The sequence below is a fragment of the Variovorax sp. PBS-H4 genome, from assembly GCF_901827205.1.
In the GTDB taxonomy this organism is placed as follows: domain Bacteria; phylum Pseudomonadota; class Gammaproteobacteria; order Burkholderiales; family Burkholderiaceae_C; genus Variovorax.
In genome coordinates, this window is sequence record NZ_LR594675.1 from 4,180,632 (window position 1) to 4,207,215 (window position 26,584).

Sequence of the window (26,584 nt, forward strand, 5' to 3'; positions counted from 1 at the left end):
ACTTGCCCGCCTGCAAAAGAAGGAGACACACCATGAAGCGATTGCGAATCCTGTTCCTGCTCACGCTTTCGCTGTTGGCGGGCACGCTGGCCGTGGCGCAGGGCAAGTACCCCGACAAACCCATCAAGCTCGTGGTCGGCTTCGCCGCCGGCGGTCCGACCGACATCGTCGGCCGGGTGCTCGCGCAGCACCTGGGCGAGCGCCTCGGCCAATCGGTCGTGGTGGAGAACCGCGCCGGTGCCGCCGGTTCCATTGGCGCAGCCTACGTCGCCAAGCTGCCCGCGGACGGCTACGCGCTGTACCTGGCCGTGCAGACGACGCACGCAGTGGCGCCCTACCTGTACCCCGCGCCCGGCTATGACCCGATCAAGGACTTCACGGGTATCGGCCGCATCGCGCAGAACCCCTTGGTGATGGTGGTGAACCCGGCCCTGCCGGTGAAGAACCTCGCCGAGCTGGTCGCTTACGTGAAGGCCCACCCTGGGAAGCTGACCTACGCCACGGGCGGCAGCGGCTCGTCGCCGCACATGTCGATGGAGATGTTCAAGAAGGCTGCAGGCCTGGCCATCGTGCCTGTGCACTACAAGGGCGACTCGGCCGCGATCGCCGACCTGCTGGGCGGGCGGGTCGACATGATGATGTCCAGCATCTCCGGCCAGATCGCCCAGATCGATGCCGGCAAGATGCGCCCCATCGCGATGAGCGGGCCGACCCGCTCGCCGCAGCTGCCGGACGTGCCGACGATCGCCGAATCGGGCTACCCGGGTTTCGAGGTGCTCACGTGGTTTGGCCTGGTCGCTCCCGCGAAGACGCCGCCGGAGGTGGTCGAGCGCCTGAATCGCGAAATGCAGGTGGTGCTCGATCAGCCGGACGTGCGCAAGCAGTTCACCAAGCTGGGCTTCGACGTCATGCCAAGCTCGCCCAGGGAATTCACGGCCTACATCGCCGAGGAAGCCACCCGCTGGGGCAATCTCGTGCGCGCCCTCGACATCACCGTGAATTGAGGCTTGCCGCCGCCGGGGCCGGCTCCGCCTGCTCGGCCAGCGCGGCCTGCACCACCTCCCGCGTGAGCTGGGGCGAGAACAGGCGAATGAAATCGTGGGCAGGCGTGCGCAGGTAGCTGTTCGCGCGCAGCGCGATGGACACCGTGCTCGACGGGAACAGATGCCTGGCGTCGATGGCCCGCAGGCCGGTGTCCTTGCGCCTCTCGTAGGTCACCGAGGTCATGACGGCAATGCCTACGCCCATTTCCACGTAGGTCTTGCTCACATCGGCATCCACTGCACCGAAGACGATCCGCGGCGTCAGGCCAGCGGCCTTGAAGGCATCCATGACCTTCCAGTGTCCGCTGAAAGTCGGCTCGTGCGTCATGATCGGATAGGCGGCCACGTCCTCCAGCGTCGGCTTGCGCTTCTTCAGCAGCGGGTGGCCGGCCTTTACGATGATCGAGCGATCCAGGGTAAAGCACGGCAGGCGCACCAGCCCCGGGAAGGGCTGCGTCGGCTCGGTGCCGACAGACAGGTCCGCCTCACCCGACTCCACCATCTCGCAGATCTGTGTCGGGTTTCCCTGCCGTAGCTGGAGTTCCACCGACGGATGCCGGTGCATGAATCGCTCGATGACTTTCGGCAGCACGTAGCGCGCCTGGGTGTGCGTCGTCGCGATCGCCAGCGTGCCGCCGGTGCGCTGCGAGATCTCCTGGCCCAGGCGCTTGAGGTTGTCGATGTCGGCCAGCACTCGGGTGGCGATCGCCACGGCTTCACGGCCCGGCTCGGTCAGGTCGACGATGCGATTGCGCTTGCGCGCGAACACCGGGAAGCCGAGTTCCTCTTCGATCAGCTGGATCTGGCGGCTGATGCCGGGCTGCGATGTGTGCAGCGCCTCCGCGGTGTTGGAGATGTGGTTGCCGTGGCGGCAGACCTCGACCAGGTAGCGCAGTTGCAGCAGCTTCATGGAAGTTCACTATATCGAATTCGCAGAATTCCATAACTCAATATTCTTGTATGCGATGGCCGGCAGGGCTACCGTACAGGCAAGGACAAGGACGAACGAGACATGACGATCAAGCTGTTCTCCAGGCTGCGCATCGGCAGCGCGCCGCGGGTCGCCGCGCTCTTCGCCGCCGCGGCCTTTGCCAGCGGCGCTTTGGCGCAGGCGGGCGATTACCCCAACCGGCCGATCCGCCTCATCTCCGGCTTTGCCGCAGGCGGGGCCACAGACCTGGTGGCACGCATCGTGGCGCAAAGCGTCACGGATGCCCTCGGACAGCCGGTCGTCGTGGAAAACAAGCCAGGCGCCTCGGGCAACATCGCTGCCGAGATGGTGGCGCGCGCGCCGGCGGACGGCTACGTCATCTATCTCTGCAACGCCACCATCACGATGCCCGCGATGTTCCCCAAGCTGCGCTTCGACGCGCGCAAGGACTTCGCACCGGTGGCGCTGGTCGCCTACGGTCCATCGGTGCTTGCGGTCAATCCCAAGTTCCAGGTGCGGTCGCTGCGCGAGCTGATCGACTATGCCGCGCGCAATCCGGGCAAGCTCGACTACGCGTCGGGCGGCGTCGGCAACATCACGCACATGGCGATGGAACTGCTCGTTTCGATGACGGGCATGAAGGTGAACCACGTGCCCTACAAGGGCGGCGGCCCGTCCACCCTGGCCGCCGTCGGCGGCGAAGTCCCGGTGGTGATGGCTGCCATCAGCAACGTCGTGGGCCACGTGAAGCAAGGCACGCTGGTCCCGCTTGGGATTTCCGGGCACGAGCGCAGCAAGGCGCTGCCCGACGTTCCCACCATCGCCGAAGCCGGCGTGCCCGGCTACGAAGCCAGCTCCTGGTACGGCATCCTCGCGCCCGCGGGCACGCCGAAGCCCGTGGTGGACAAGCTGCAGCAGGCGATTTCCGCCGGCGTCGCCAAGGCCGAATGGCGGGACAAGCTCACGGTGCAAGGTATCGAGCCCGCGCCCATGGACCCCGAGCGCTTCGCCAAGCTGATCGACAGCGAGACCCGCAAGTGGAACGAGATCGTCGTTCGCAACCACATCACGGCCGAATAACGGCCCTCGCCCGTCGCCTCTCGCTGCTCCAGCAACAAGCCGATCTTCTATGAACCTCGAAACCAATCTCCACGACGTCGTGGTCGTCGGTGGCGGCAACGCCGCGCTGTGCGCGGCCATTTCCGCAGCCGAACAAGGCGCCCGCGTGCTGCTCCTCGAACGCGCGCCCTTCGAGCAGCGCGGCGGCAACAGCCGCTATACCGACGGCAAGGTGCGCTTCGCGTATGACGGTGCCGAGGACATCATCAAGCTCTCGCACGACCTCACGCCCGACGAGATCGCGATGAGTGATTTCGGCGCCTACCCCGAGGCTGATTTCTTCGACGACATGGGCCGGATCACGCTGCACCGCACCGATCCTGAACTGTGCGAGATCCTGGTGCGAAACAGCAATTCCGCGATGCACTGGCTGAAGGCCAACGGCGTGCGCTTCATGCCGAATTATGGTCGCCAGGCCTACAAGACCAACGGCAAGTTCACGTTCTGGGGCGGCGCTCCCCTCGCAACCAACGGCGGCGGCCCCGGCCTGGTGGATGCGCTTTACACCTGTGCCGAGAAGGCGGGTGTGCAGATCGCCTACGACGCCTGGGTCAGGGACCTGATCTGCGAAGGCGGCGGCGTGCACGGCGTGACCGTGCGCCACGATGGCAAGCTCCAGAAGGTGCGCGCCGGCGCGGTGATTCTGGCCTGCGGAGGTTTTGAGGCGAACGCTGAATGGCGCAGCAGGTACCTTGGCAAGGGCTGGGACCTGGCCAAGGTGCGAGGCACCAAATACAACACCGGCGACGGCCTCGACATGGCGCTGCGCATCGGCGCCATGCCCTACGGCCACTGGTCCGGCTGCCACGCGGTGAGCTGGGAGCGCTATGCGACGGACTTCGGTGACCTCGACGTGACGCCGCATTTCCAGCGCCACAGCTACACCTTCAGCATCATGGTGAACGGCGATGGCAAGCGCTTCCTGGACGAAGGCGCCGACATCCGCAACTACACCTACGCCAAGTACGGCCACGCGGTGCTGGAGCAGCCCGGGCAGTTCGCCTGGCAGATCTACGACAACAAGGTGTCGCACCTGCTGCTGGACGAATACCGCACACGTCACGTGACCAAGGTGAAGGCGGACACCTTGGAAGAGCTGGTGCAGAAGCTCGACGACGTGGACCCGGAGCAGTGCCTGGCGACGATCCGCGAGTACAACGCCGCGGTGATGAAGGATGTGGCTTTCGATCCCAACGTCAAGGACGGCAAGGGCACGCTGGGGCTGCCCGTGCCCAAGTCGAACTGGGCGCAAACCATCGAAGAAGGGCCGTTCCAGGCCTTCGCCGTCACCTGCGGCATCACCTTCACTTTCGGCGGCCTGAAGATCACGGCGGATGGCCAGGTGGTCGACACCAATCACGATCCGATTCCCGGCCTCTACGCGGCAGGCGAGATGGTCGGCGGCATCTTCTTCTTCAACTACCCGGGCGCAAGCGGCCTCACCAGTGGAACGGTGTTCGGCCGGCTCGCGGGCGCGAGCGCCGGCGCCGCCGCCAGGCAACGGGCTGCGGCCTGAGCCACCCGCCGACACACAGGAGACAAGTCATGGCAAAGACGATGGCCGAAAAGATGCTCGAGAGCCACCGCATCGACGACAAGGAGCCGGTCGAGCCGGGCCGCGTCGTGCGTTCGCGGGTGGATCGGGTGCTGATCAACGACGCGAACGGGCCCGTGGCCTTTCGCCATTTCGCCAACATGGGCGGTGGCAAGGTCATCAATCCCGACAAGGTCGTCCTGGTCTGCGACCACTTCGCACCTGCGCCCAGCGCGGCGGGCGCGCGCATGCTGGGCGACATGCGACGCTTTGCGCGCGCCAAGGGCATCGAGCACTTCTACGACGTAGGCAAGGGCGGCATCGAGCATTCGCTGCTTCCGGAACTGGGCCTGGTGGGCCCGGGCGACCTGATCATCGGCGGCGACTCCCACACCGGCACGGCCGGTGCCTTCAACACCTTCGCCACGGGCATGAGCTGGTCGGGCATCGCCGCGATCATGATGCTGGACGAGACCTGGTTCCGTGTGCCCGAGTCGATGCGCTTCACGCTGCAGGGCAAGAAAGCGCCGCACGTCACCGGCAAGGACGTGATCCTGCAGATCCTGCACGACATGGGCGTGGACGGTGCGCTGTACCGCAGCATGGAATTCGGTGGCCCTGGCCTTGCGGAACTGAACATGGACGAGCGCATGGCCGTGTGCAACATGGTGGTGGAGGCCGGCGCCAAGGTCGGCATCTTCGACGCCGACGAGCAGACACGCGCCTGGGCCGAGGCGCACACGAAGCATGCCTGGAAGACCGTCGAGGCCGACGCCGATGCCCAGTATGTCTCGCGCCACGACATCGACCTGGGCCGCATGAAGCCGATGGTGGCCAAGCCCTACTCGCCGGAGAACGTCGTGCGCGTGGACGAAATCAAACACGTCAAGGTCGACCAGGTCTACATGGGCAATTGCGCGAACGGCACGATGACCGACCTGCGGCAGATCGCCAGCATCCTCAAGGGCCGCAAGGTCGCGCCGCACACGCGCGCCATGATCGTGCCGGCCACGCAGAAGATCTATCGCGAAGCGATGGCCGAAGGCCTGATCGACATCTTCGTCGAGGCAGGCGCCGCCGTCAGCACGCCCACCTGCGGCGCGTGCTTCGGCGGACACAACGGCGCCCTGGACGACGGCGAGGTCGCCTTCGCCACCATCAATCGCAACTTCAAGGGCCGCGCCGGCCACGCGGGTGCCCAGGTGTACCTGGGCAACTCGTATGTCGCGGCGGCCACTGCCGTGGCCGGCGAAATCATCGACCCGGCGCAACTGTGAGAGGAACACCGACATGATCTTCCAGGGCAACGTGCAGAAACTCGGCGACAGCGTGGACACCGACACCATGGTGGCCGGGCGCTACCTGTCGCTGATCGACCCGGCCGACATCGCCAAGCACATCTTCGAGGAGGTCGACCCGGGATTCGTCGGCCGCGTGAAGCCGGGCGACATCATCGTGGCCGGGCGCAATTTCGGCTGCGGCTCGGGCCGCGAGCAGGCACCCTTCGGCCTGAAGGCGCTGGGAATCGCCTGCATCGTGGCGGAGAGCTTCTCGCGCACCTTCTACCGCATGGCCATCGACCTGGGACTGCCGATCATCATCAGCCCAGAAGTCGCGCGGGCGGCGCAGCAGGACCAGGCCATCGAGGTCGACACCGTGACCGGCAAGGTGCTCGTGGACGGCCGCGAATACCATGCCGAGCCGCTGCCGGCCTTCATCCAGGAGATCATCGACATGGGCGGCGTGACGCCCTGGGTGAAGCAGGAACTGCAACGGCGGCACGCGAGCGCCGCCGTGAGCGCGGCGTGAGCGGCACGGCCGTTCCGAAGGCGAACAGCACCGCAGCCGAAGGCGAAGGCACTCCAGTGAGCCGCGTGCCCCATCGCCGTCTCACCCGCCGCGCGCTGCTCGGTGCCGGCGTGGCGGCGCTGGCCGCACCGGGCGCGCCGGTTTTCGCCGCCGAAAGCGATTTCTCCAGGCCCGTGCGCATCGTCGTGGTGTACCCGCCCGGCGGCGGCATCGACCTGCTCGCACGCAACCTCGGCCAGCGCCTGTCGGCGGAATGGAAAGTGCCGGTGATCGTGGACAACCGGCCCGGTGCCGGCACGACCATCGGCGCCGCCGCCGTCGCCAAGGCGCCACCGGACGGCCACACGCTGCTCATGACGGACGTGAGCTTCGCCATCACGCCGAGCCTTTACGAGAAGCTGCCCTACGACCCCGTGCGCAGCTTCGCGCCGATCAGCCTGATCAACCTGGTGGCCGACGTGCTGGTGGTCCATCCGGACGTTCCGGCGCGCGACACGAAGGAATTGATCGACCTGGCCCGACGCAAGCCGGGCTCTGTGAGCTATGCCTCGGCCGGCATCGGCACGCTCAACCATCTCGCACCCGACATGCTGCGCGCGATGACGGGCATCCAGGTGCTGCACGTGCCGTACAACGGCGCGCTCGCGGCACTCAACGATGTCATCGCGGGACGCGAGCAGTTCTACATCGGCGCACTGAACTCGACCCTGCCGCACATCCGCTCGGGCCGCCTGCGCGCGCTGGCGGTGACCGGCGCGCGCCGATCGCCCTTGCTGCCCGATGTGCCCACGATTGCCGAGTCCGCGGTGCCTGGCTACGACGTGGCGGCCTGGTACGGCATGCTTGCACCGGCACACACGCCTGCCGCCATGGTGGAGCGCATCTCTCGCGACCTGGCCAGGTTGCTGCGGGAGCCGGCGTTCGCGCAGACCGTGGAAAGCGACGGCAACGAGATCGTCGCGAGTTCGCCCTCGGACTTTTCCGCCTTCATCGACAGCGAGATCGCCAAGTGGGGCAAGGCCGCCGCCGAGGCCACGTCGGCGGCAAGGCGGTAATCGAATGGCCGAACACCTCCGTTTGCACCGCTTGCCCGCCGTCTTCGCGCGCGGGGGCACCAGCAAGGGCCTGATGCTGCACAGCCGCGACCTGCCGGACGAGCGCGCCCAGTGGGTGCCGATCTTTCTCGCGGCCATGGGCAGTCCCGATCCCTACGGACGCCAGCTCGACGGCATGGGCGGCGGCCTGTCTTCGCTTTCGAAGATCTGCGTAATGGGTCCCCCGAGCAGGCCCGATGCCGACGTCGACTACACCTTCGCACAGGTCCTGATCAAGAGCTCGCATGTCGACTTCCAGCCCGTGTGCGGCAACATGTCTTCGGCGGTCGGGCCCTTCGCGGTCGAGGAGGGCCTGGTGGAGGCGCAGGGCGAATCCGCTACGGTGCGCATCCACAATACCAACACGGGCAAGATCATCGTGTCCACCTTTGCGCTGCAGGAGGGCCGCGCGGCGGTCGAAGGCGCGCTCGAGATACCCGGGGTCGCCGGCACAGGCGCCCCAGTGCGGCTCGATTTCCTCGATCCTGGTGGCGCGTCCACGGGCAAGCTCCTGCCCACGGGGCAGGCCCGCGACATGCTGGACGTGCCCGGCATGGGACGGATCGAAGCATCGCTGGTGGATGCAGGCAATGCGTGCGTCTTCGTGCGCGCCGCAGGCCTGGGACTCACGGGGCGGGAGTCGCCGATGCAGATCGAAGAGGACCTCGAGCTGATGCGCAAGCTGGGCGCGATCCGCATCGCGGCCTCCATCCGCATGGGGCTGGCGGCGGACGAAGCGGAAGCGGCGTCTCGCACGGCGGTGCCCTTCCTGGGACTGGTCGCGCCGCCGGCCGACAGCACCGCGCTATCTGGCGAAGCGATTCCGGCGGACACGATGGACCTGAACGCGCGCGTCCTGTCCAACGGCCAGCCGCACCGCGCCCTGCCGCTCGGCGTCTCCTTGTGCCTGGCCGTCGCCGCGCGCATCGAAGGCACGCTGGCGCACGAGGTGTGCCGGCCGTCCGACGACCCGGATGCCGACCTGCGGCTGGGCATGCCTTCGGGCGTGCTGCGCGTCGCCGCCGAAGCGCGCCTGCACGGTCAGCAATGGCAGGTGCGCCGCGGCAGCTTCTACCGCACGCAGCGGCGCCTGTTCGAAGGCCACGTGCTGGTGCCGGTTCCGGTGTCCGCCACTTTCGCAAGGGTCCGCGCATGAAAATCGAACGCATCGAGGTCTTCGTCACCGAACTGCCGGTGCGCGTGCAGCGCTTCTTCTCCAGTGGCAGCTGGGACACGGGCCCGCAGGGCCGCATCCTGGGCAAGCCCGTGCTGGTGCGCATCCACGCCGAGGGCGTGGTGGGCTACGGCCAGATCCGCCCTATCAGCCCCGGCCACTTCATCGGCGACACCACCCAGAGCGTGGTCGCCGCCATCACCGAAATCTACGGGCCGCTGATGCTGGGCCGCAAGATCTCGGACCTCGAATCCATCCACGAGTCCTTCGACCTTCGGCTGGCCGGTAATCCGGTGGCAAGGGCCGTGCTCGACATCGCGCTGCACGATGCACTGGGCAAGGCGCACGGCGTTCCCGTGCACGAGCTGATCGGCGGGTGCTGCCAGCCGCGCATCCCGCTCGAATGGTCGGTGAGCCTGGCCGAGGATGCCTCGACGATGGTGGCCGAAGCCATCCGTGCTGTCGACGAGTTCGGCGTCAAGGTGCTGTGCCTGAAGGCGGCCGACCGCCGAGGCTGGCGCCAGGACGTGCTGAACTTCGAGACGGTGCGCAAGGCCGTGGGAGACGACGTGGTGATCGGCGCGGACCCCAACACGGGCTGGTCGGTGTCCGACTCCATCAACGCGCTGAATTCGCTGCGCCATTTCGACCTGGGCTACCTGGAGCAGCCCGTTGCCCGCCACGACCTGCGGGGGCTTGCCGCCGTGCGGCGTGCCGCCAACGGCGTGCCGCTCATGGCCGACGAATCGCTCTTCACGGTGCAGGATGCGTACGCGCTGGCGCAGGCGGAAGCCGTGGACGCGCTGTGCATCAAGCTCTACAAGGTCGGCGGCCTGAGCCCGGCGCGCAAGATCGCCGCCGTTGCCGAGGCCACCCACCTGCTGCTCAACGTCGGCGGGCTGGCCGTGCAGTCTCAACTCGAAGCCGCGGCCGCCGCCCACTTCTACGCCGCGACACCGGCGCGCCGAATGATGGGCGCGGGCGAATTCCTCTTCGGGTTGAACACGACTGCGCCGGACCCGCTCGTCGCCGAGACGGACTTCGTGGTGCGCGACGGCCATGTCGAAGTCCCGCGCGGCCCCGGGCTGGGGATCACCATCGACGAGGCCGCACTCGCACGCTTCACGCTGCGGCAGGAAACCATCCGCTAATCCAAGGAGAACAAATGAAACTCGGCCTCATCGGCGTCGGCAACATCGGCATGCATTTCGCGAACCGCCTGGTGGCCGCAGGCCACGAAGTTCGGGTCTATGACCGCAACGCGGCCGCCCTGGATCGCGTGGTGACGCAGGGCGCCAAGGCGGCCGCCAGCAATCAGGACCTGGCTGCGCAGGTCGAAATCGTGCTGCTGTCGCTGCCCATTCCCGCAGTGGTACTGCAAGTAGCGGACGAGATCTCGCAACCGGGCAGCAAGGTGCGCGTGGTGGTGGACCTGTCCACCACCGGTCCTTCGGTCACTCACCAGGTCGCGAATCTGCTGAAAGGCCGTGGCATCGCCCTGGTCGGCGCCCCGGTGAGCGGCGGCACCGCCAACGCCGAAAAAGGCGCGCTGGCAGTCATGACAGGCGGCCCCGCGGCCGCGTACGAGGAAGTCGAGCCGCTGCTGAGGGTGATCGGCAAGAACATCTTCCACCTGGGCGAAGACCCGAGCCTCGGCCAGACCATGAAGATCATCAACAACACGCTGTACGCCACGAGCATGATCGCGAGTTGCGAGGCGCTGGTATTCGGCGTCAAGGCGGGCCTGAATGCGAAGACCATGCTGGACGTCCTCAACGTTTCGAGCGGCCGATCGTTCGCGACGCTGGAGCGCATTCCACAGTGCGTGATGGACCGCAGCTTTCCCGTGCGCTTCACGACCGAGCTCCTGCACAAGGACGTCAAGATGTGCATGGACGAAGCCGAGAAGCTGGGCGTTCCGATGCAGGTCAACCCGGTCGCTCGGCAGTTCCTCGCCTTTGCCATCAGCCAGGGCGATGGCGACAAGGACAACGTCTATCCGATCCGCCACATCGAAGGCTGGGCAGGCGTGCAGTTCGGCGAGGCGCCGAAGGCCTGAGCCTCCCCTGTTCATCGATCGATCCATCCATCCACCGGAAGCACCCAACCATGTCCCTGCTGAAGATCCGCAAGAAGCTCCTCAACATCGAGACCATCTACCACGAAGGCGGGCCGGTCCGCGACGACCCGTTGCGGGTCGGCGCGGTCGCGATCGTGGTGAACAACCCTTACGCGGGCCGCTATGTCGAAGACCTCTCCCCGCTGGTCGAGGCCGCCATCGAATTGGCCAAGGGCATCGTTCCCGAACTGATCGGCGCCCTTGGCGGTACCGACAAGATCCAGGCCTACGGCAAGGGCGCCATCGTCGGCGTCAACGGCGAACTGGAGCACGGTGCCGTGTGGCACGAGGCGGGGGGATGGTCGATGCGCGCCAACCTGCCCAACGCCAAGTCGATCGTGCCGACGGCCAAGGGCGTGGCATCCGCCGGCACGCGGCTCGCAATCCCCATGCACCACATTGCCGCGGCCTACGTGCGCAGCCATTTCAACAGCATCGACGTGGGGGTGATGGATGGACCGCGCCCCGACGAGTTGCTCTACGCGCTCGTGATGGGGACCGGCGGACGGGTGCACGAGCGCCTGGGCGGCCTGCGCGCCGACCAGATCTCGGTGGGCGACGGCCAGCGATGAGCCGTACAGGGGGCAAGCCTCTGCTGCTGGTCATGGTGTTTCTCTCCGAGGAGCACCAGAAGCTGGTCGCCCAGTACTACGACATGCTCTACGCGCCCGCACCGGGCCAGCGTGACGATCGCTCCGGCGCGGCGCCCCTCATCGCGCAGCACGGAGGTGACATCCGCGTGGTGCTCACCAATGGCGCACACGGCATCCTGCCGCAGGAGATCGACGCCATGCCGCGGCTGGAATTGATCTCGTCGCTGGGGGTGGGCTACGAGAACATCGCGGTGGCGCATGCGCGACAGCGCGGCATCCTCGTCAGCAATGCAGCCGGCACGAACGAGGAATGCGTGGCCGACCACGCCATGATGCTGCTGCTCGGCGCGGCGAGGCGCCTGCCCTACCTCAATGCCGGTGTGCGCCGCGGGCTCTGGCGCGACCAGATCGCCCGGCCGCCGCAGGTGTCCTTCAAGCGCATGGGCGTGCTGGGCCTGGGCGCCATCGGGCGTGCGGTCGCGCATCGGGCGTTGGCCTTCCACATGGAGGTCGGCTATCACACGCGCACGCGTCGCGCCGACTCGCCCCACCGCTATTTCGAATCCGTGCTGGAGCTCGCGCGGTGGAGCGACTTCCTGGTCGTGGCCGCACCGGGCGGCGCGGGGACGCAGCACATCATCAACGACGCGGTCATGGAAGCGCTGGGGCCGCAAGGCGTTCTGGTGAACATCTCGCGCGGCTCGCTGGTCGACACGAAGGCGCTGGCCGAAGCGCTTCGCACCGGCACGCTGCTGGCCGCCGGCCTGGATGTGTACGAGGGCGAACCTGCCCCTCCCTCGCCCTTGCTGGAGCTGGAGAACGCTATCCTGACGCCGCACATCGCCGGGCTGTCGCCGGAGGCGATCCATGCGTCCGTCGTGCGTTTCCTGGAAAACGCCGAGGCGCACTTCGCCGGCCGGCCCCTCGTCACGCCAGTCGGCTGATGCAGGACGACGCTGTTTCATCGCCGATCTGCGCGCAAGCATGGCCGCGCCGGACGCGCTGCTGGCTCAGGGCGCGAACACGGGCCTGGTGGCGGCTTCCACGCCCGATGCGAGTGGCACCCAGGTGGTGCTGTCCACGCGGCGCATGAAGGACTTCCTCTCGGTGGACGCAACGGCGCGCACAGCGCATGTGTCCGCAGGCGTGCTGCTCAGCGAACTCGACGAGGCGGCTTCGCGGCACTGCCGCAAAGTCATCCTGACGTCGATGTCACCGACTTCGGCCACATCGTTGACGGCGGCGTGCACTTCAATCTTGTGTGCCCGAAGACGCGCCCGATCACCGACACCGAAATCGCCGACATCCGCGGCCGGGTCTACGAGATGGCTGTCCGCGACGTCGGCGGCCCTCCCTTCTGCTCACCGTTGACCGCAAGCCGATACACCCGGCACGCCGTCCCGCAAAACAGGGCCGCGCGCTCCACAGGCGACAGCGAACGGGTCGCCCGCTTGAAGGCGTTCCAGAGCTCGGTGTAGCCGCAGGACTGCTTGTCCACCGGAAAATTGCCTTCGAACATGCAGCGCTGCGCGCCGAACGCTTCGATGCAGGCGTCGATGAGCGGCTGCCACGCCTGGGCCAGTTCCAGGGACGTGGGCGGCGTCCCCCGGTGCTCGAACCCGAATCCGAACACCGGCATTCCCATGCCCCCCACCTTGACGGACACGTTGGGACAGGCCGCGAGACGTCCCAGGTCATGGCGCCACCGCGCAACGTTCGCGGCGCGGTGGCGGCGGTAGTCGCCGACGCCGATCAGGCCACCGACATGGTTCAGCACGATCGACAACTCGGGAAGGGCGTCCGCCAGATCGGCGAGCTCGCCAAGCTGCAAGTGATAGATCCAGGCATCGAAGCTCAGTCCGAAGCGATGCACTTGCGACAGGCCCTTGCGAAACACAGGGTCGGCGAGCAAATGCGGCTTTGCGGGATGCAGCACAAAGCGGCCGACGGCACCGTCCTCATGGGCCGCCGCGTGGCGCACGCCGCGCAATCGCCCCCGGCCCGCCTCCAGCTGCGCCTCGAGCACCTCTGCGACTTCGTCTCCGAGGAGCAGGTCGGCATGCGAGACGATGCCGGCTGCAAGCTTGCAGGGTCCTTGCGAAAGGGAAACGCCGGACTGCGCAAGCGCCGCGATCTTCAGCACTTCGCCGACCGGCCGCAACGCCTGCGGCCCGGAGCGATGCCAGCCGGACTGGTAACCCTCCACGTAGACGGTGGCGATGATCCTGTGCCCGCCGGCGAAGTCACGCTCCAGATCTTCCAGGCGGTAATGGTGGGGATCGGTGGGCGTGCCGTACAGGTGGTGATGGGCATCGACGATCGGCAGCTCGGGTTCGAGCGCCGGTTCCGGAAGCGTGCCAGCCTGCCAATCCAACAGCTCGTTCGTCGTCCTGTGCAGGGTTCCGCGGTAGCCGGGCAGATCGCGCTTGGCCTCCGTCATGCATGTCCGCCCAGGTAAACCCGTTGCAGCAGATCGCCCTCACGCAATTCATCAACGAATCCGCCCGCGGCGATGCGGCCCGTCTCCATCAAGTACCCGTAGTCGGCATGGCGCAGCGCCTTCTCGACAAGCTGCTCGACGAGCAGGATGGCGACACCGCTCCTGCGCAGGTGCGAAGCAACATCCAGGATGCGGTCGATGACCATGGGCGCCAACCCGCCCGAGGGTTCGTCCAGGATGAGCAATTTTGGATCGCCCACGACGCCTTGGCCGACGGCCAGAATCTGTTGCTGGCCGCCGGACAGGCGCGACGCCATCTCATGGCGCCGCGCTGCCAGTTCCGGGAACATGTCATACACCCTTGCAAGCTTGCTGCGATCCCCGCGCGGATTGGCCGCGTAGGTACCCAGAAGCAGGTTGTCCTCGATGGACAGGCTGTGAAAGACGCGATGGCCTTCGAGCACCTGGACGATGCCGGCCCTGACGATGTCTCGCGGCGTGGCAGCGGCGAGATCGCGCCCGTTGAAACGGATCGTGCCGGACCGCATGGGCAAGAGCCCCGAGATGGCGTGCAGCAAGGTGCTCTTGCCCGCCCCGTTGCGCCCCAGCAGGACCACGAACTCGCCGGCGCGCACCTCCAGCGTGGCGCCGTGCACCGCCTCGGCCTTTCCGTAGGCCACATGCACATCGCGCACCTCGAGCAGGGGCGCCGCGGGCCGGTCCTTGATCATCTTTCAAGCTCCGAGATAGACACGAATCACCTCCGGGTCGCAGCGCACCTCCTCGGGCGTGCCGTGCCTGATCATCTTTCCCAGGTTCAAGGTCGTCACGCGATCGCAGATGCGAAAGACGAAGTCGGTGTGGTGTTCGACCAGCAACACCCCGATCCCGGCGTCGCGGATCGCTTGGACCACACCGGCAAGATGGTTGATCTCGACGTCCGTGAGCCCACCCGCCGGTTCGTCCAGCAGGATGAACTTCGGGCGCATGGCCAGACCCCGCGCGATCTCCAGGAAGCGCTGCTCGGCGTGGTCGAGCAGATTGGCGCGCCTGTGCAGCACGTGCCCCAGGCCGACGCCGTGCAGCAGTTCGGTGGCGTGATCGAGCAGCACCTTGTCCTCGCGCGCGACCGATGGCAGCGCGAAGCTTGTAGCGAGAAAGCCGGCGCGCGCGTGCGGCCAGGCCCCGAGCACCGCGTTCTCCAGCACGCTCAGCAGGGGCAGCAGCCGCGGCTTCTGGAAGGTCCGCGCGATGCCCACCTGCGCGCGGCGCTGCACCGGCCGGGCCGAGAGATCCTCGTCGTCGAGGCGGATCTCGCCCGCGCTCGGCGGGTAGTAGCCGGACAACAGGTTCAGCATCGTCGTCTTGCCGCTACCGTTCGGGCCGATCAGGCCGTGCACCTCGCCGGGACGCAGATCCAGCGAGACTCCGTCCAGAGCAAGAAGGCCGCCGAACCGCCGCGTGATCTCCATCGCCCGCAGCGGCACCGTTCGGTGGGCCGCAACGCGGGAAGACCGCGTTGCAGCGGCGACGCCCGCAGTCTCGAAAGCGCTGAGTGCGTTCATGCCTGGCCCCCGAGTGCGCGGGCGAGCCGCGCCAGGTCGGGCTTGACGGGCTGCCGATGCACGACGCGCGGGCGGATGCGCTCGCCGATGAGCTCCAGCATGCGGCCGATGCCCTCCGGAACGACGAGCACCACCACCAGCAGCAACACGCCGTAGAACAGGTTCCCGAACTTCGCGAGGGGAGCCGCCACCTCCGGCAGGGCCGTGAGGGCAGCGACGCCCAGAAAGGGTCCAATCAGGCTGCCGCGGCCACCGATGATGATGCAGACGAAGAAGAACAGACTCAGCTCGAAGACGAAGGTGTCGGGCGTGATGTAGCTCTGAAGGCTGGCAAACACCGATCCCGCGATGCCCGCCGTCATGCCGCTGAACACGAAGGCAGAAAGCTTCGCGCGCAGCACCGGCACGCCGACCGCCTGCGCCGCGACCGGGTTGTCGCGGATCGAGATGAACGCCCTCCCCCACATCCGGCGCGCAACGTTCCAGGTGAGCCAGGTGACGCCCGACGCCAGTCCCGCGACCATGTAGTAGAAGCCGGTGGGCGAATCGAAGGGCGCGGGGAACGCAGGCCCCGGCAAGCCGACACCGCCGCCCGTGAGCTGCGGGTTGGCGAGGATCAGCTCGTTGACGATCATCGCAAAGGCCATCGTGGCCATCGCGAAGTAGAAGCCCGGCAGGCGCAGCGAAGGCAGCCCGAGCAGCAGCCCGCACAGACCGCCGAGAGCGCCTGCCGCCGCCGTGGCCAGGTACGGATTCCACCCGAGGCTGCCGCCCAGAATGGCGAAGGTGTAGGCGCTGATCGACAACAGGCCCACATGGCCGACCGAGAGCTGGCCGGTGAAGCCGACCACCAGGTTCAGGCCCGCCACGAGGATCCAGTAGACCGAGATCAGCGCCGCCAGGTGCAACTGGTACTGGTCGCCCGCCCAGAACGGCAGCGTCGCGATCAGCAACGCGCCCAGCACCAGGCTGATCATCTTCGGACGCGTCATGCCTGTCATACCGGCCTCACGTTCTTTGCGCCGAGCAGGCCCTCGGGCTTGATCAGCAGCACCAGCAGCAAGAGGCCGACCGAGATGGTCTGCTGGTACTCGCCCCCGAAGTAGTAGCTGGCGAATGCGTTCAGCAGCCCCAGTGCGGCACCGCCGATCAGCGCGCCCGCATTGCTGCCCAACCCGCCCACCGCCAGCGCGATGAAGCCGCTGAGCGTGAGCACGTGGCCCAGGGCGAAAAAGGCGAAAGTCAACTGGCCCGCGGCGAAGCCGGCCAGGCTTCCGAGCGCCCCGGAGACCACGTACGACAGCAGGCGCACCCGATCGGTCGAGACGCCGCGGGCGCGCGCGGCGAATGCGTCTTCGGACATCGCGACGAACAGCTTTCCATACATCGTGCGGCGGTAGAACAGCTCCAGTCCCAGCGCGATCAGCACTGCCGCGCCGATCGGCAACCAGAACTTCTGGTCTGCCGCGCCCGCGCTGAAACCCTGCGGAACCAGCCTGGGGAATGGCTTGGGCTCGGTGCCCCACCACAGGCCCACCCCTTGCTGGACGATGGTCGCCAATGCGAGCGTGCTGAGCAGCCACAGGTGCTCGTCGCTCCGGTTCAGCACGCGGCGCACGGCCACCAGTTCGGTGAGCGCGCCGAATGCCGCGCCCACGGACACCGCGCCGGCGAGCGCAAGCCCCCATGGCAGCTGCAGCGTCTGCATGAAATAGGCGCCGAACACCCCGCCCAGCATCGAGATGTGGCCGGTCGTCATCGACAGCACCTTGGATGTCGAGAACATCACGTTGTAGACGAAGGCGACGGTGGCATACAGCATGCCGATCGCCAGCCCGGTGATCAGGACGGTCATCATGCGCGGCAGGCTTTCAGTAGGGCGCGAGTTTGAAGCTGCCGTCCTTGAACGTGTTGGCGGCGTTCATGACCATGTCGCTGTCGGGAAAGCCGTTGCGCTGCGTCGGGCCCCAGGAGTAGTTCGCGAAGATGCCGGGGAAGGCCTGGGTGCCTTCCAGCGCCTTCTGGATCGCGGCCGGATCGGCGGAGCCGGCGCTCTTCACTGCGTGTTCGAGGACCTTGACGGTGTCGTATCCCATGGCGACCCACCACAGGTTCACGTCGATCGCGCTGCCGCCGGACTTTGCTCGCATCTTGTCTGCCAGCGCCTGTGTGCGCGCGGGCAGCTTCCCGCTGGCGTCGTAGGTGATGTTCCTGTAGCCGGGCGCGAAGGCGTTTTCCCAGTTCTCGGGCTTGTTCAACAGCTTTTGGACCTGCGGCGCCGTCATCGAGGGATGCCCGATCACCGGCACGTTCCAGCCCATCTCGCCCCGCGTGTTCAACAGCCTCGCGAGCAATCCGGTGGAGGAGGTCCAGGCCATCACGATCTCCGCGCCGGCCTCCTTCGCCTTGCTCATCTCGCCCGCCACGTCGGTCTTGTTCGGGTCGAGCAGCACGGTGTAGACCGGCGTCACCTGCGAGCGCGACATCATGTCGATCGCCGCCTTGGCCGTGGCGGTGCCGAAGCCCGTCGTGTCGGCGATGACGGCGATCTTTTTCTTCTTCAGCGTCTGCAGCGCATAGTCGTTTGCGGTCGAAATCCACTGCTGGTTGGTGCTCACGACACGGAACGCCCGCGGGAACTTGACGGGGTCCGTCAGCTCATCGACGACCGCGATCAGGATGTTGGGAACGCCGGCGCGCGCAAGGATCGGCGTGCTCGCGAGGGCCTCACCCGAATTGACTGGCCCGATGACGGCCTGGACCTTGTCACTGAGCGCGAGCTGCTGCGCAAAGTTGACCGCCTTGGTCGGATCGCCGGCCGTGTCGCGCGTGACGAGCTCGATCTTTTTCCCCAGGACGCCACCGGCGTTGTTGATCTCGTCCACCGCCATCTGCACCCCGATGGACTCCGACTGGGCCGCCACCGAAAGCGGCCCGGTCAGCGACGAAAGCCATCCGATCTTCAGCGTCTGTGCCACGCTGAAGTCGGCCAGTGCCACCAGTGTGGCGGCCACTGCCATCTGCTTGAAAGCTCGTTTCCAGCACGGGGTCATCAGTGTCTCCTTTGTAGTAATCGCTCGTGTCTGCTGCCGGCCGGGTCGAGCGCCCGGCTGGGAGAAGAAGGTCAGGCACAGAGGGGTTTCGCTCGATGGGCTACCCGCATGGCGACCTCGCCATGGATCGCGCGAGGCTCGTCGCGCTCGCGGCTCACGACCCGGTATGTTCATCCGCCTGGGGAAGAAACGACTCCATCGGGGCTGGAGTGTCAGTGGGTCGCACTACAACCAAAAATACTTTTTTTGAATCCTACTATCGCGCAACGTAATGGTCGCGCAGCCGGGTTCGAGCGAAGCTGTCGTTGATGATCAGCCCCGTGCCGCCGGCCCGGAACCCTACCTGCGCTTGCGCGGGGTCTTGGCCTGCTTGGCGGCCGGGGCCACCTGCCGCTGCACCGAGGCGCAGTTCGTCTCCAGTCCCGGCCCCGTTTCAAGCAGCGGCAACAGCGCGGCGAGCGGCGCCGCGGCGGCAAGCGCAATGGCGCCCCCCGCGCGCGCGACAAGCGGCCCCTTCTCGAGTGCGAATTCAGGCTGCTTGAACGTGCCGAAGACACGCACGGGCGTGCGCAGCGACAGGAGGCCCGGCTGCTTGGGCTTGGGCGCGACGGTGATGTCGAAGGTCTCCCGCGCGAGGTCGAAGCCGCCCCCGCCCAGGATCTGGGTCTGCTCGGTGTCGACGACGAGCAGGCTGGAGGCACCGCGGCCCTGCTTCACGTCGAAGGCCACCCCGCCGCAGTTCACGTCGATCTCGCGGTCGCCGCCGATCAGCAGCTGCAGCACCTTGCCGCCCTGGAGGCTGCTGGCCGCATCGAGCAGATTCGAGATGCGCCCGTTGGCGATGGTGAGCACGATGCGGCCGTCGGCCTTGGCCGCCGCGTCCGCGATGGAGTTGCCGGACCCCTTGAGCTGCAGGGTGCCGCCGAGGAAGCCGGCGGCCTGCGCAATGCGCTTCTGCTTCGGCATCAGCGCATCGACGCGCACCCGCTGCAGATTGACCTGCACGTCGGACCGGATCGTGGGCTCTCTTGCGTCGAGCCGGATTTGCGAGACGATCGCGCCGCTGGCAAATCCGAACTCCAGCGGGTTGAGCTCCAGCAGCGCATCGTGCAGCCGCAGCGAGGCCCGCAGGCTTTCCAGTGGCAAGGCCTTGGGAACCATGAGTCTGGTCGCGTCCAGCGTCACTTCGGCATCGATCTTCTGCAGCCGGCTGCCGTCGAAGGAGCCCGCCGGAAGAATATGGTTCGGATCGATGGCCTTGTCCTTGGCCGCTGCGGCCGGACGCGAGCGGGTCTCGGCCTGAGACAGCTGCGGCTTGCCGGCCGAGGCCTGGGTCTGGATGCCGATCATGGGCCCGAGGTCCGCCATGTTCAGCAGCTTGCTGTGCAGCCTGGCCGTCAGGAGCGGGCGCGGCGCCTTCTCGACATAAGCGCCGGCGCCGGTGACGTCGGTCGAGCCGATCTTGCCGCGGAGATCGTCCATGGCGTAGCGGTTGCCCTTCAGCACCAGGTGCCCCTGCAGCTGGTACGGCGGCGAGGCCGGCAGCGGCAGCAACAGGAAGGGGTACAGGTTGGCGAGCGTCTGCCCTTCGATGCGAAGCCGGGTGTCGATGGCCGAGATGTTGGCCGCGTCGGCGACCGTGCCTTCGACCTCGAGTTTCGTCGTCCCCGCGGCGAGGGTTCCCTTGACCGGAAACGGAACGCCGGACTCCTGGAAGCTCAGCACCTCGCCGGTCAGCGCGGTTCCGGAAAAACCTGCCCCGTGATAGCTGCCCTTGAATGCGTACTCGGTGCTGTACCGGACGTTGCTCGGCGGTGCGTCGGCATCCTTGACCCTGGGCTGGCTCGCAGGATCGAAAGTGCTGCCCTGGATCTCGATCTGGAAGGGCTCGCCATGATCGATGTAGCGCAAGCGCCCCCGGTCGACCGACAGGGTGCTGATGCGCAGCTTGCTCGGCGAGGTGTCCGACGGATCGCCGAGCTTCCAATTCTTGCGATCGTCCTTCAGGCGCTCGAAAACCAGGTCCGGGCGCGTGAGCGCGACGCGCGGCACCAGGATCTTCTCGGGCAGGTCGCGCAGCGAGACGGAAAACTCCAGCGTCTCGATGCGCGCCATCGCTTCCTCATCGGACCAGTCGGAGTTGCCGAAGAAGACCTCGCGCATGCGGATGGTGGGCGTGAGGCCCAGCGAGACATGGAGGTCGGAGATGCGAAAGACGCGCTCCGTCTTGGCAGAAATGTAGCGCTCGAGCGGCGCTCGGAACCAGTTCCAGTCGAACAGCACGGCAACGGCGAGCAGCGCGAGCAGCGCGAGCAAGGCCACCATCCAGATCGGATGTCTGCGCGGGAACCCCTGCAGACCTGCCATCGTCATGGTGCACTCCCGGTACCTCGAGGTGGCGGGCCCTCAGGCGAAGGCCGCGCCTGACAGCTTCACGGGCCTACTTGGCGCCGCGTCGGGCTGGCTTGGCCTGTCCAGTCGTGGCGCTCTCTCCGATCCGCGCCGCAAGTTCCATCCACTCCTTGTGGAGGCCATCGATCTCGCCAAGCTTCCGTTCCATCGCCTCGGCATCGAGCGGGCCGCCGGCCATGACGGCGTCCATCATGTCCCGGTGCTGGTCGGATGCCCGCTTCCACGCGTCATAGCACTCGCGGAATTTGTCTGGTGTGGGCATGACGTTTCTCCTTCTCGTCAGGTGGGAGGCACGCGGTTGCCGGCACCGCCGCCATCTCCCGCATCGCCGTTCTGCAGCAGCAGCGTCACCAGGACGGCGGAGTCGACCCGCGCGCTGAGGGAGTGGCGCTGCCGCGCCGGAAGAACCACCAGTTGTCCTGGCCCGAGCCGGCGGACCCCGCCGGGCATCCTCACCTCCACATCGCCCTCGAGGCACTGGATCGTGCACTCGTCGCCGACGTGATGCTCCGGGTGGTCTCGGCGCGCCGGCAGGACGAGGTGCAGCAGTTGCAGGCGCTGCGTCTTCAACAGGCTGGTGCTGACCGCGTCGTGCACGTTCGCTCCGAGCGGGCCGATGCCGATGACATCGAGGGCTTGGGCGTGAGGCAGGGCCATGGTGTTCTCGAAGATACTTTGTCAGGACAATGACTGCAATCTGGCCGGGCGAAGCCGACGGATTCGACAGCAAATGGCGGAGGCTTCTGGAAGGCAAGTCCGACACGGCAAGCGGCAGTTGCGATTCCAACCTACGCAAGGGCGGCCGTCCTGCCGCCCTCGAAGCGGCGCTGCGCAAGCGACGCTGCGCATTTTTCTGCTTTCCGTACTGCACACCATGTCCTCGCAACCCTCGCATGCCTTGTCCGTCCAGGAAGGTTCGCCTCATCCGCTGGGATCCACCTTCACGGGAGACGGGGTCAACTTTGCCGTCTTTTCCGCACACGCGACGCGCGTGGAAGTCTGCATCTTCGACGAGGCAGGGTCCACCCAGATCGGCTGCGTCACCTTGCCCGAGTACACCGACGAGATCTGGCACGGGTTCGTGCCAGGGCTGCTGCCCGGCACGCGCTACGGCCTGCGCGTCCACGGGCCCTACGAACCCGAGAACGGTCATCGGTTCAATCACCACAAGCTGCTGCTCGACCCCTACGCCAAGGCGCACATGGGAGTGCTTGAATGGGCACCGGAGCTGTTCGGCTACACCGTGGGGCACCCGGACGGCGACCTCAGCTTCGACGAACGCGACAGCGCGCCTTTCGTGCCCAAATGCGTGGTGGTCGATTCGCGCTTCGAGTGGACGCAGACCGATCGGCTGCGCGTGCCCTGGCAGGAAACGGTCTTCTACGAAACCCACCTGCGCGGCTTTACCATCAAGCACCCGGGCATTCCCGAGCACTTTCGCGGGACGTTCGCAGGCATGGCGCGCGACGAAGTCCTGCGTCCGATCCGCGAATTGGGGATCACCAGCGTCGAGCTGCTGCCGGTGCAGATGTTCGTGACCCAGTCCTACCTGGAGGACAAGGGCCTCAGCAACTATTGGGGCTACGACACGCTCGGCTTCTTCGCCCTGCAACAGCGCTACATGGATGGGCCCCATATCGACGAGTTCAAGCACATGGTCGACCGCTTCCATGCGCACGGCCTGGAAGTGATCCTGGATGTGGTCTACAACCACACGCCGGAGGGCAACGAGCTGGGGCCCACGCTGTCCTTCAAGGGGATCGACAACAGGAGCTACTACCGGCTCATGCCCGCCGGCGACGGCCCGGGCCCGCGCTATTACGTGAACGACACCGGCACCGGGAACACGGTGAACCTGAGCCATCCCCGCGTGCTGCAGATGGTCATGGACAGCCTGCGCTATTGGGTCACGGAGATGAAGGTCGACGGGTTCCGCTTCGACCTCGCCACCATCCTTGCACGCGAACCCGACGGCTTCGACGAAGGGGGCGGCTTTCTCAAGAGCTGCCGCCAGGACCCTGTACTCTCCAGCGTGAAGCTCGTAGCCGAGCCCTGGGACATCGGCCCGGGGGGCTACCAGGTCGGCGGCTTCCCGCCCGGCTGGGCCGAGTGGAACGACCAGTTCCGAGACACCGTGCGCGCGTACTGGAAGGGCGACGAAGGCACCGCAGCGCAACTGGCCCAGCGGCTGACCGGAAGCGCTGACCGGTTCAACAAGCGCGGGCGCCGCCCCTGGGCAAGCGTCAACTTCATCAGTGCCCATGATGGTTTCACGCTGGCCGACACCACGAGCTACAACGACAAGCACAACGAGGCGAACGGCGAGGACAACCGCGACGGCCACTCGGACAACCGGTCCTGGAACTGCGGCGTCGAGGGGCCCACCGACGACCCCGCAGTGCTGGAGCTGCGGGCGCGGCAGCAGCGCAACATGCTGGCCACGCTGCTGCTCTCGCAGGGCACGCCCATGCTGCTGGCAGGCGACGAGTTCGGCCGCACCCAGCAAGGCAACAACAATGCCTACTGCCAGGACAACGAGATTTCCTGGGTCGACTGGGAGGCGGCGGAGACCGCGTCCGGCCGCTCGCTAAGAGCCTTTGCGGCGCGTCTTCTCGCGCTTCGGCGAGAACTGCCCGTGCTGCGGCGCAACCGGTTCCTGACCGGCCACTATTTCGAGGAGCTCGCCGGGAAGGACTCGACGTGGCTCACGCCCGCCGGCGACGAAATGCAGCCCGCCCATTGGGAAGACGGCCACACCCGCTCGTTTGCGCTGTTGCTCGACGGCCGCGCGCCGGTGTCGGCCCTGCCGGTTGCCGCGCACGATGTGAGCGTGCTGATCCTGCTCAACGGATGGCAAGAGCCGGTTCCGTTCGTCCTGCCGCCCGCCCCGGGCGGGGGAAGCTGGCAACTGAGGATCGACACGACGGACCCGGCACTCGGCAGCGACGGCGAGGGTGGGTTCGATCGCTATGTGGCGACCGGCCGCTCGGTGGTCTTGTTCGCCGCTCGCGCCCGCGCGTGAACGAACGGGTCGGCACCGGCATCTCAAGGGCATCAGGCCGTCAGGCCTGAACCCCTGGGAAATCGTTTCATCATGCTGCGCCCCAGCGAGGTGATGGCGATGGCGGTGGCGGGCGGCTGTTCATAGCCGTCCATGGTCCGCACGGGTCGGGGAATCGTGGCCTTCACGTGACCGGCGAGGCTCAGCACACGCAGAGCGTCGACGTCGGCACCGTTGCTGACGGCGATGGGCAGATCGTGCTCTGCCAGGCGATGGAGCAGGGAGATGGGCACTTCGCGAGTATGCCGGCTCGCCGAGGCCACTCCGGATCATCCAAACGCAGAAGACGCAAAGATGACACGAAGCCCACATAAAAATTGCACTGTGGCCGCCTTCGGGGGCCCGTCGCATCGGCCCTCATGCCTTGCGCATGGAGGCTCCGCTAGGGCTGCGGCTCGAACCGGGGCGAGCGCCGCTCCAAGTTGGCGCGCACGGCCTCTGTCTGGTTGGCGCTGCCGACCAGCGCCTTCTGCTCGACCGACTCGGCCAGAAGCAGGTCGGCCGCGCTGTGTGCCGTCGCCGCGTTCAGCAGCCGCTTGCCGGCCCGGATGGCGTCAGGGCTCTTCTGCGCGATCTCGTGCGCCATCTGCAGGGCATCGGCCAGGGGGTCCACCGAGACGCGCGTTGCAAAGCCCAGGGCGACGGCCTCCTCGCCGGAGAAAACGCGGCCGGTGAAGGTGAGCTCGCGCACCACGTCGGTCCGGGCCAGCTCGCGCATCAGCACCATGCCGCCCATGTCGGGCACCAGGCCCCACTTGATCTCCATCACCGACAGCCGGGTGTCGGGCGCGACCAGCCGGATGTCGGCGCCCAGCGCCACCTGCAGCCCGCCGCCGAAGGCCACGCCGTGCACGGCGGCGATCACCGGCACCGGCACATCGCGCCAGACCATGGCGACCTGCTGCGCCGCGTTGGCGATGCCATGGGTGCGCACCAGCAGGTCGGACACCGCATGCCTTCCGATCACGCCGCTGCCGGCACCCTGCTGCATGCGTTCGAAGGACTGCATGTCCAGCCCGGCGCAGAAGGCCTTGCCGCGGCCGGCCAGCACCACGGCGCGCACGCGAGCGTCCTGCCGCAACTGCTCGCCGGCGTCGATCAGTGCATCGAACATCGAGGGGTCCAGCGCGTTCATCTTGTCGGCGCGCGCCAACTGCAGCTCGACCACGCCGTCGGCGTGGCGGATGATTTCGATGCGTTCGTTCATGCCGGGTCTCCAGGTTTTGCGGCGCGAGTATCGATGCTCGGCGATGATCGCGCCTGTCGCCTCGGCAGCATCACGAGGCAGCTCCAGGAGGATATCCATGGCCGTCAGAATCGTCCGTCTCGGCAGTGAGCGCAGCCCCGGCGAAGGCTTGCGCATCGGCACCGTGCGCCGCCCGCCGCGCGGCGTGTCGAAGTCCGAGTTCGCCTCGCAGGACTGGTACGACGTGTGGTACCCCAACCTCGCGCCCTCGGTCGAGACCATGAAGGCCGCGCAGGCCGCCGAGACGCCAGCGCAATGGGCCGCCTTCGGGCGCAGGTTCAAGGCAGAGATGGCCGAGCCCGACGCCAGCCGCAGCCTGGACCTGCTGGCGGCGCTGTCGCACCAGAGCAATTTCTCGGTCGGCTGCTACTGCGAAGACGAGTCGCATTGCCACCGCTCCTTTCTGCGCGAACTGCTGAAGGCACGCGGCGCGAAGATCGCCGAGTAAGTCGTGGGACCGGAAGCCCGACTGTCCTACCGCTGCGCCTTGTCCTTCTGGTTCTGGGCTTCGATGTGCTCGCGCGCTTCCTGCCATTGGGCGTCGCTCCACTCCCGCAGCTCGTAGAAGTTGCCGCCGGTGGCCAGGGCCTGGCCACCGTCCATCATGATGCTCTGCCCGGTCAGCCAGTCGCACTGGCCGGGGGCCATCAGGAAGGCGGCGAGGTTCTGCAGCTCGCTCATTCGGCCGGTGCGCGCCATCGGGTTGCGCAGCTTGCTGCGCGCTCCGGGCTCCTCGCCGGGATTGAGCCGCTTGCTCATGCCTTCGGTCGGAATCTCGCCCGGGCCCACGGCATTGAGCCGGATGCCGTAGCGCGCCCATTCGATCGCCAGCGACTTGGTCATCACCTCGACGCCGGCCTTGCTCATGGCCGACGGAACGACGTAGGGGCCGCCGTTGTCGACCCAGGTCACGATGATGCTCATGACGCTGCGGTACGGATCGCTCGGCTGCCACTGCCCGCCCCTGGCCTCTGCGATCCAGCGCTTGCCGACCGCCTGCGTCACGTAGAAGCTGCCGTGGAAGACGATGTTGGCGACGGCATCGAAGGCGCGCGAAGAGAGGCTCTCCGTGGGCGCCACGAAGTTGCCGGCCGCGTTGTTGACCAGCCCGGTCAACCCGCCGCTTTGCCAGAGCGCCTCGACCATCTCCTCCACGCTCTGCGCGTTGCGGATGTCGACCCCGAAGGCATCGACCCTGCGGTCGGGAAACTGGGTGCGCCATTGCGCCGCCGTCTCCTCGACCACCGACTGGCGCCGGCCGCAAATCGCAATATCGGCACCCAGCGCCAGGAAGCGCTCGGCCATCGCTTTGCCGAGACCGGTGCCGCCCCCGGTGACAAGAATCCGGCGGCCGGCCATGAGATTGCTTTGGTACATGTGGTCTCCTGGTT

Annotated in this window: 27 protein-coding genes; 14 read left to right on the forward strand and 13 right to left on the reverse strand. The window is 67.1% G+C overall.

Annotated elements, in window-relative coordinates; translation table 11 throughout:
* Positions 1 to 32: 32 nt before the first annotated feature.
* Positions 33 to 1,004 carry a Bug family tripartite tricarboxylate transporter substrate binding protein gene (locus E5CHR_RS19810; protein WP_162581425.1) on the forward strand — a complete coding sequence of 324 codons (972 nt, stop codon included), beginning with the start codon at positions 33 to 35 and terminating at the stop codon, positions 1,002 to 1,004.
* Here the strand turns inward: E5CHR_RS19810 and E5CHR_RS19815 are convergent.
* Positions 991 to 1,953 carry a LysR substrate-binding domain-containing protein gene (locus E5CHR_RS19815; protein WP_162581426.1) on the reverse strand — a complete coding sequence of 321 codons (963 nt, stop codon included), beginning with the start codon at positions 1,951 to 1,953 and terminating at the stop codon, positions 991 to 993. The genes E5CHR_RS19810 and E5CHR_RS19815 overlap by 14 nt on opposite strands.
* Before the next feature lie 102 nt (positions 1,954 to 2,055).
* Here E5CHR_RS19815 and E5CHR_RS19820 point away from each other — a divergent pair, with 102 nt between their 5' ends.
* From E5CHR_RS19820 to E5CHR_RS19870, 11 genes are read left to right on the forward strand one after another with little or no spacing between them, the layout of a single operon-like run.
* The gene (locus E5CHR_RS19820; protein WP_162581427.1) at positions 2,056 to 3,054 is read left to right on the forward strand and encodes a Bug family tripartite tricarboxylate transporter substrate binding protein; all 999 of its coding nucleotides are present in this window, start codon (positions 2,056 to 2,058) and stop codon (positions 3,052 to 3,054) included.
* 49 nt (positions 3,055 to 3,103) lie between these two features.
* Positions 3,104 to 4,609, forward strand: a complete 1,506-nt coding sequence (gene tcuA / locus E5CHR_RS19825; protein WP_162581428.1) for an FAD-dependent tricarballylate dehydrogenase TcuA — start codon at positions 3,104 to 3,106, stop codon at positions 4,607 to 4,609.
* Between the two features lie 29 nt (positions 4,610 to 4,638).
* A complete protein-coding gene (locus tag E5CHR_RS19830) occupies positions 4,639 to 5,904 on the forward strand; it encodes a 3-isopropylmalate dehydratase large subunit (protein ID WP_162581429.1) in 1,266 nt (421 codons plus the stop codon).
* A gap of 13 nt (positions 5,905 to 5,917) precedes the next feature.
* Positions 5,918 to 6,436, forward strand: a complete 519-nt coding sequence (locus E5CHR_RS19835) for a LeuD/DmdB family oxidoreductase small subunit (protein ID WP_162581430.1) — start codon at positions 5,918 to 5,920, stop codon at positions 6,434 to 6,436.
* Complete coding sequence (locus tag E5CHR_RS19840) at positions 6,433 to 7,491, forward strand: tripartite tricarboxylate transporter substrate binding protein (RefSeq protein ID WP_162581431.1); 1,059 nt, start codon at positions 6,433 to 6,435, stop codon at positions 7,489 to 7,491. The genes E5CHR_RS19835 and E5CHR_RS19840 overlap by 4 nt, the downstream gene beginning before the upstream one ends.
* A gap of 4 nt (positions 7,492 to 7,495) precedes the next feature.
* Entirely contained in the window at positions 7,496 to 8,686 is a 1,191-nt protein-coding gene (locus tag E5CHR_RS19845) for a 2-methylaconitate cis-trans isomerase PrpF family protein (protein WP_162581432.1), read from the forward strand.
* The gene (locus E5CHR_RS19850; RefSeq protein WP_162581433.1) at positions 8,683 to 9,855 is read left to right on the forward strand and encodes a mandelate racemase/muconate lactonizing enzyme family protein; all 1,173 of its coding nucleotides are present in this window, start codon (positions 8,683 to 8,685) and stop codon (positions 9,853 to 9,855) included. Before E5CHR_RS19845 ends, E5CHR_RS19850 begins: the two co-directional genes overlap by 4 nt.
* Before the next feature lie 14 nt (positions 9,856 to 9,869).
* Entirely contained in the window at positions 9,870 to 10,763 is an 894-nt protein-coding gene (locus tag E5CHR_RS19855; RefSeq protein ID WP_162581434.1) for an NAD(P)-dependent oxidoreductase, read from the forward strand.
* A gap of 50 nt (positions 10,764 to 10,813) precedes the next feature.
* Positions 10,814 to 11,395: an amino acid synthesis family protein gene (locus E5CHR_RS19860; protein WP_162581435.1), complete on the forward strand. Its 582-nt coding sequence runs from the start codon at positions 10,814 to 10,816 to the stop codon at positions 11,393 to 11,395.
* Positions 11,392 to 12,360: a 2-hydroxyacid dehydrogenase gene (locus E5CHR_RS19865; protein WP_162581436.1), complete on the forward strand. Its 969-nt coding sequence runs from the start codon at positions 11,392 to 11,394 to the stop codon at positions 12,358 to 12,360. Before E5CHR_RS19860 ends, E5CHR_RS19865 begins: the two co-directional genes overlap by 4 nt.
* A 40-nt stretch (positions 12,361 to 12,400) precedes the next feature.
* Positions 12,401 to 12,787, forward strand: coding sequence for an FAD-binding protein (locus E5CHR_RS19870; protein ID WP_232062126.1), 387 nt, complete (start codon positions 12,401 to 12,403; stop codon positions 12,785 to 12,787).
* Here the strand turns inward: E5CHR_RS19870 and E5CHR_RS19875 are convergent.
* The 9 genes from E5CHR_RS19875 to E5CHR_RS19915 all read right to left on the reverse strand — a co-directional run bounded on the left by E5CHR_RS19875 (position 12,735) and on the right by E5CHR_RS19915 (position 21,543).
* A complete protein-coding gene (locus E5CHR_RS19875) occupies positions 12,735 to 13,856 on the reverse strand; it encodes an amidohydrolase family protein (protein ID WP_162581438.1) in 1,122 nt (373 codons plus the stop codon). The genes E5CHR_RS19870 and E5CHR_RS19875 overlap by 53 nt on opposite strands.
* The gene (locus E5CHR_RS19880; protein ID WP_162581439.1) at positions 13,853 to 14,587 is read right to left on the reverse strand and encodes an ABC transporter ATP-binding protein; all 735 of its coding nucleotides are present in this window, start codon (positions 14,585 to 14,587) and stop codon (positions 13,853 to 13,855) included. The genes E5CHR_RS19875 and E5CHR_RS19880 overlap by 4 nt, the downstream gene beginning before the upstream one ends.
* 3 nt (positions 14,588 to 14,590) lie before the next feature.
* Positions 14,591 to 15,421, reverse strand: coding sequence for an ABC transporter ATP-binding protein (locus E5CHR_RS19885; protein ID WP_232062127.1), 831 nt, complete (start codon positions 15,419 to 15,421; stop codon positions 14,591 to 14,593).
* Entirely contained in the window at positions 15,418 to 16,413 is a 996-nt protein-coding gene (locus E5CHR_RS19890) for a branched-chain amino acid ABC transporter permease (protein ID WP_162581440.1), read from the reverse strand. Before E5CHR_RS19890 ends, E5CHR_RS19885 begins: the two co-directional genes overlap by 4 nt.
* 5 nt (positions 16,414 to 16,418) lie before the next feature.
* Positions 16,419 to 17,279, reverse strand: coding sequence for a branched-chain amino acid ABC transporter permease (locus E5CHR_RS19895; RefSeq protein ID WP_162581441.1), 861 nt, complete (start codon positions 17,277 to 17,279; stop codon positions 16,419 to 16,421).
* A gap of 13 nt (positions 17,280 to 17,292) precedes the next feature.
* The gene (locus tag E5CHR_RS19900; protein ID WP_232062128.1) at positions 17,293 to 18,474 is read right to left on the reverse strand and encodes an ABC transporter substrate-binding protein; all 1,182 of its coding nucleotides are present in this window, start codon (positions 18,472 to 18,474) and stop codon (positions 17,293 to 17,295) included.
* A 339-nt stretch (positions 18,475 to 18,813) separates the two neighbouring features.
* Positions 18,814 to 20,847, reverse strand: a complete 2,034-nt coding sequence (locus E5CHR_RS19905; RefSeq protein WP_162581442.1) for an AsmA family protein — start codon at positions 20,845 to 20,847, stop codon at positions 18,814 to 18,816.
* A gap of 67 nt (positions 20,848 to 20,914) precedes the next feature.
* Positions 20,915 to 21,148, reverse strand: coding sequence for a hypothetical protein (locus tag E5CHR_RS19910; RefSeq protein ID WP_162581443.1), 234 nt, complete (start codon positions 21,146 to 21,148; stop codon positions 20,915 to 20,917).
* A gap of 17 nt (positions 21,149 to 21,165) precedes the next feature.
* Positions 21,166 to 21,543, reverse strand: coding sequence for a cupin domain-containing protein (locus E5CHR_RS19915; protein ID WP_162581444.1), 378 nt, complete (start codon positions 21,541 to 21,543; stop codon positions 21,166 to 21,168).
* Between the two features lie 217 nt (positions 21,544 to 21,760).
* Between E5CHR_RS19915 and glgX the strand changes: the two genes are divergently transcribed.
* Entirely contained in the window at positions 21,761 to 23,908 is a 2,148-nt protein-coding gene (gene glgX / locus E5CHR_RS19920) for a glycogen debranching protein GlgX (protein ID WP_162581445.1), read from the forward strand.
* 32 nt (positions 23,909 to 23,940) lie between these two features.
* Here glgX and E5CHR_RS19925 read toward each other — a convergent pair whose 3' ends face one another.
* Together E5CHR_RS19925 and E5CHR_RS19930 are read right to left on the reverse strand one after the other, a co-directional pair.
* The gene (locus E5CHR_RS19925; RefSeq protein ID WP_162581446.1) at positions 23,941 to 24,180 is read right to left on the reverse strand and encodes a hypothetical protein; all 240 of its coding nucleotides are present in this window, start codon (positions 24,178 to 24,180) and stop codon (positions 23,941 to 23,943) included.
* Between the two features lie 149 nt (positions 24,181 to 24,329).
* Positions 24,330 to 25,154 carry a crotonase/enoyl-CoA hydratase family protein gene (locus tag E5CHR_RS19930; RefSeq protein ID WP_162581447.1) on the reverse strand — a complete coding sequence of 275 codons (825 nt, stop codon included), beginning with the start codon at positions 25,152 to 25,154 and terminating at the stop codon, positions 24,330 to 24,332.
* Positions 25,155 to 25,251: 97 nt separating this feature from the next.
* On the opposite strand from E5CHR_RS19930, the gene E5CHR_RS19935 reads away from it, so the two are divergent.
* Complete coding sequence (locus E5CHR_RS19935) at positions 25,252 to 25,641, forward strand: DUF488 domain-containing protein (RefSeq protein WP_162581448.1); 390 nt, start codon at positions 25,252 to 25,254, stop codon at positions 25,639 to 25,641.
* 26 nt (positions 25,642 to 25,667) lie between these two features.
* On the opposite strand, the gene E5CHR_RS19940 is transcribed toward E5CHR_RS19935, so the two are convergent.
* Positions 25,668 to 26,570, reverse strand: coding sequence for an SDR family oxidoreductase (locus E5CHR_RS19940; protein ID WP_162581449.1), 903 nt, complete (start codon positions 26,568 to 26,570; stop codon positions 25,668 to 25,670).
* Positions 26,571 to 26,584: the final 14 nt, after the last annotated feature.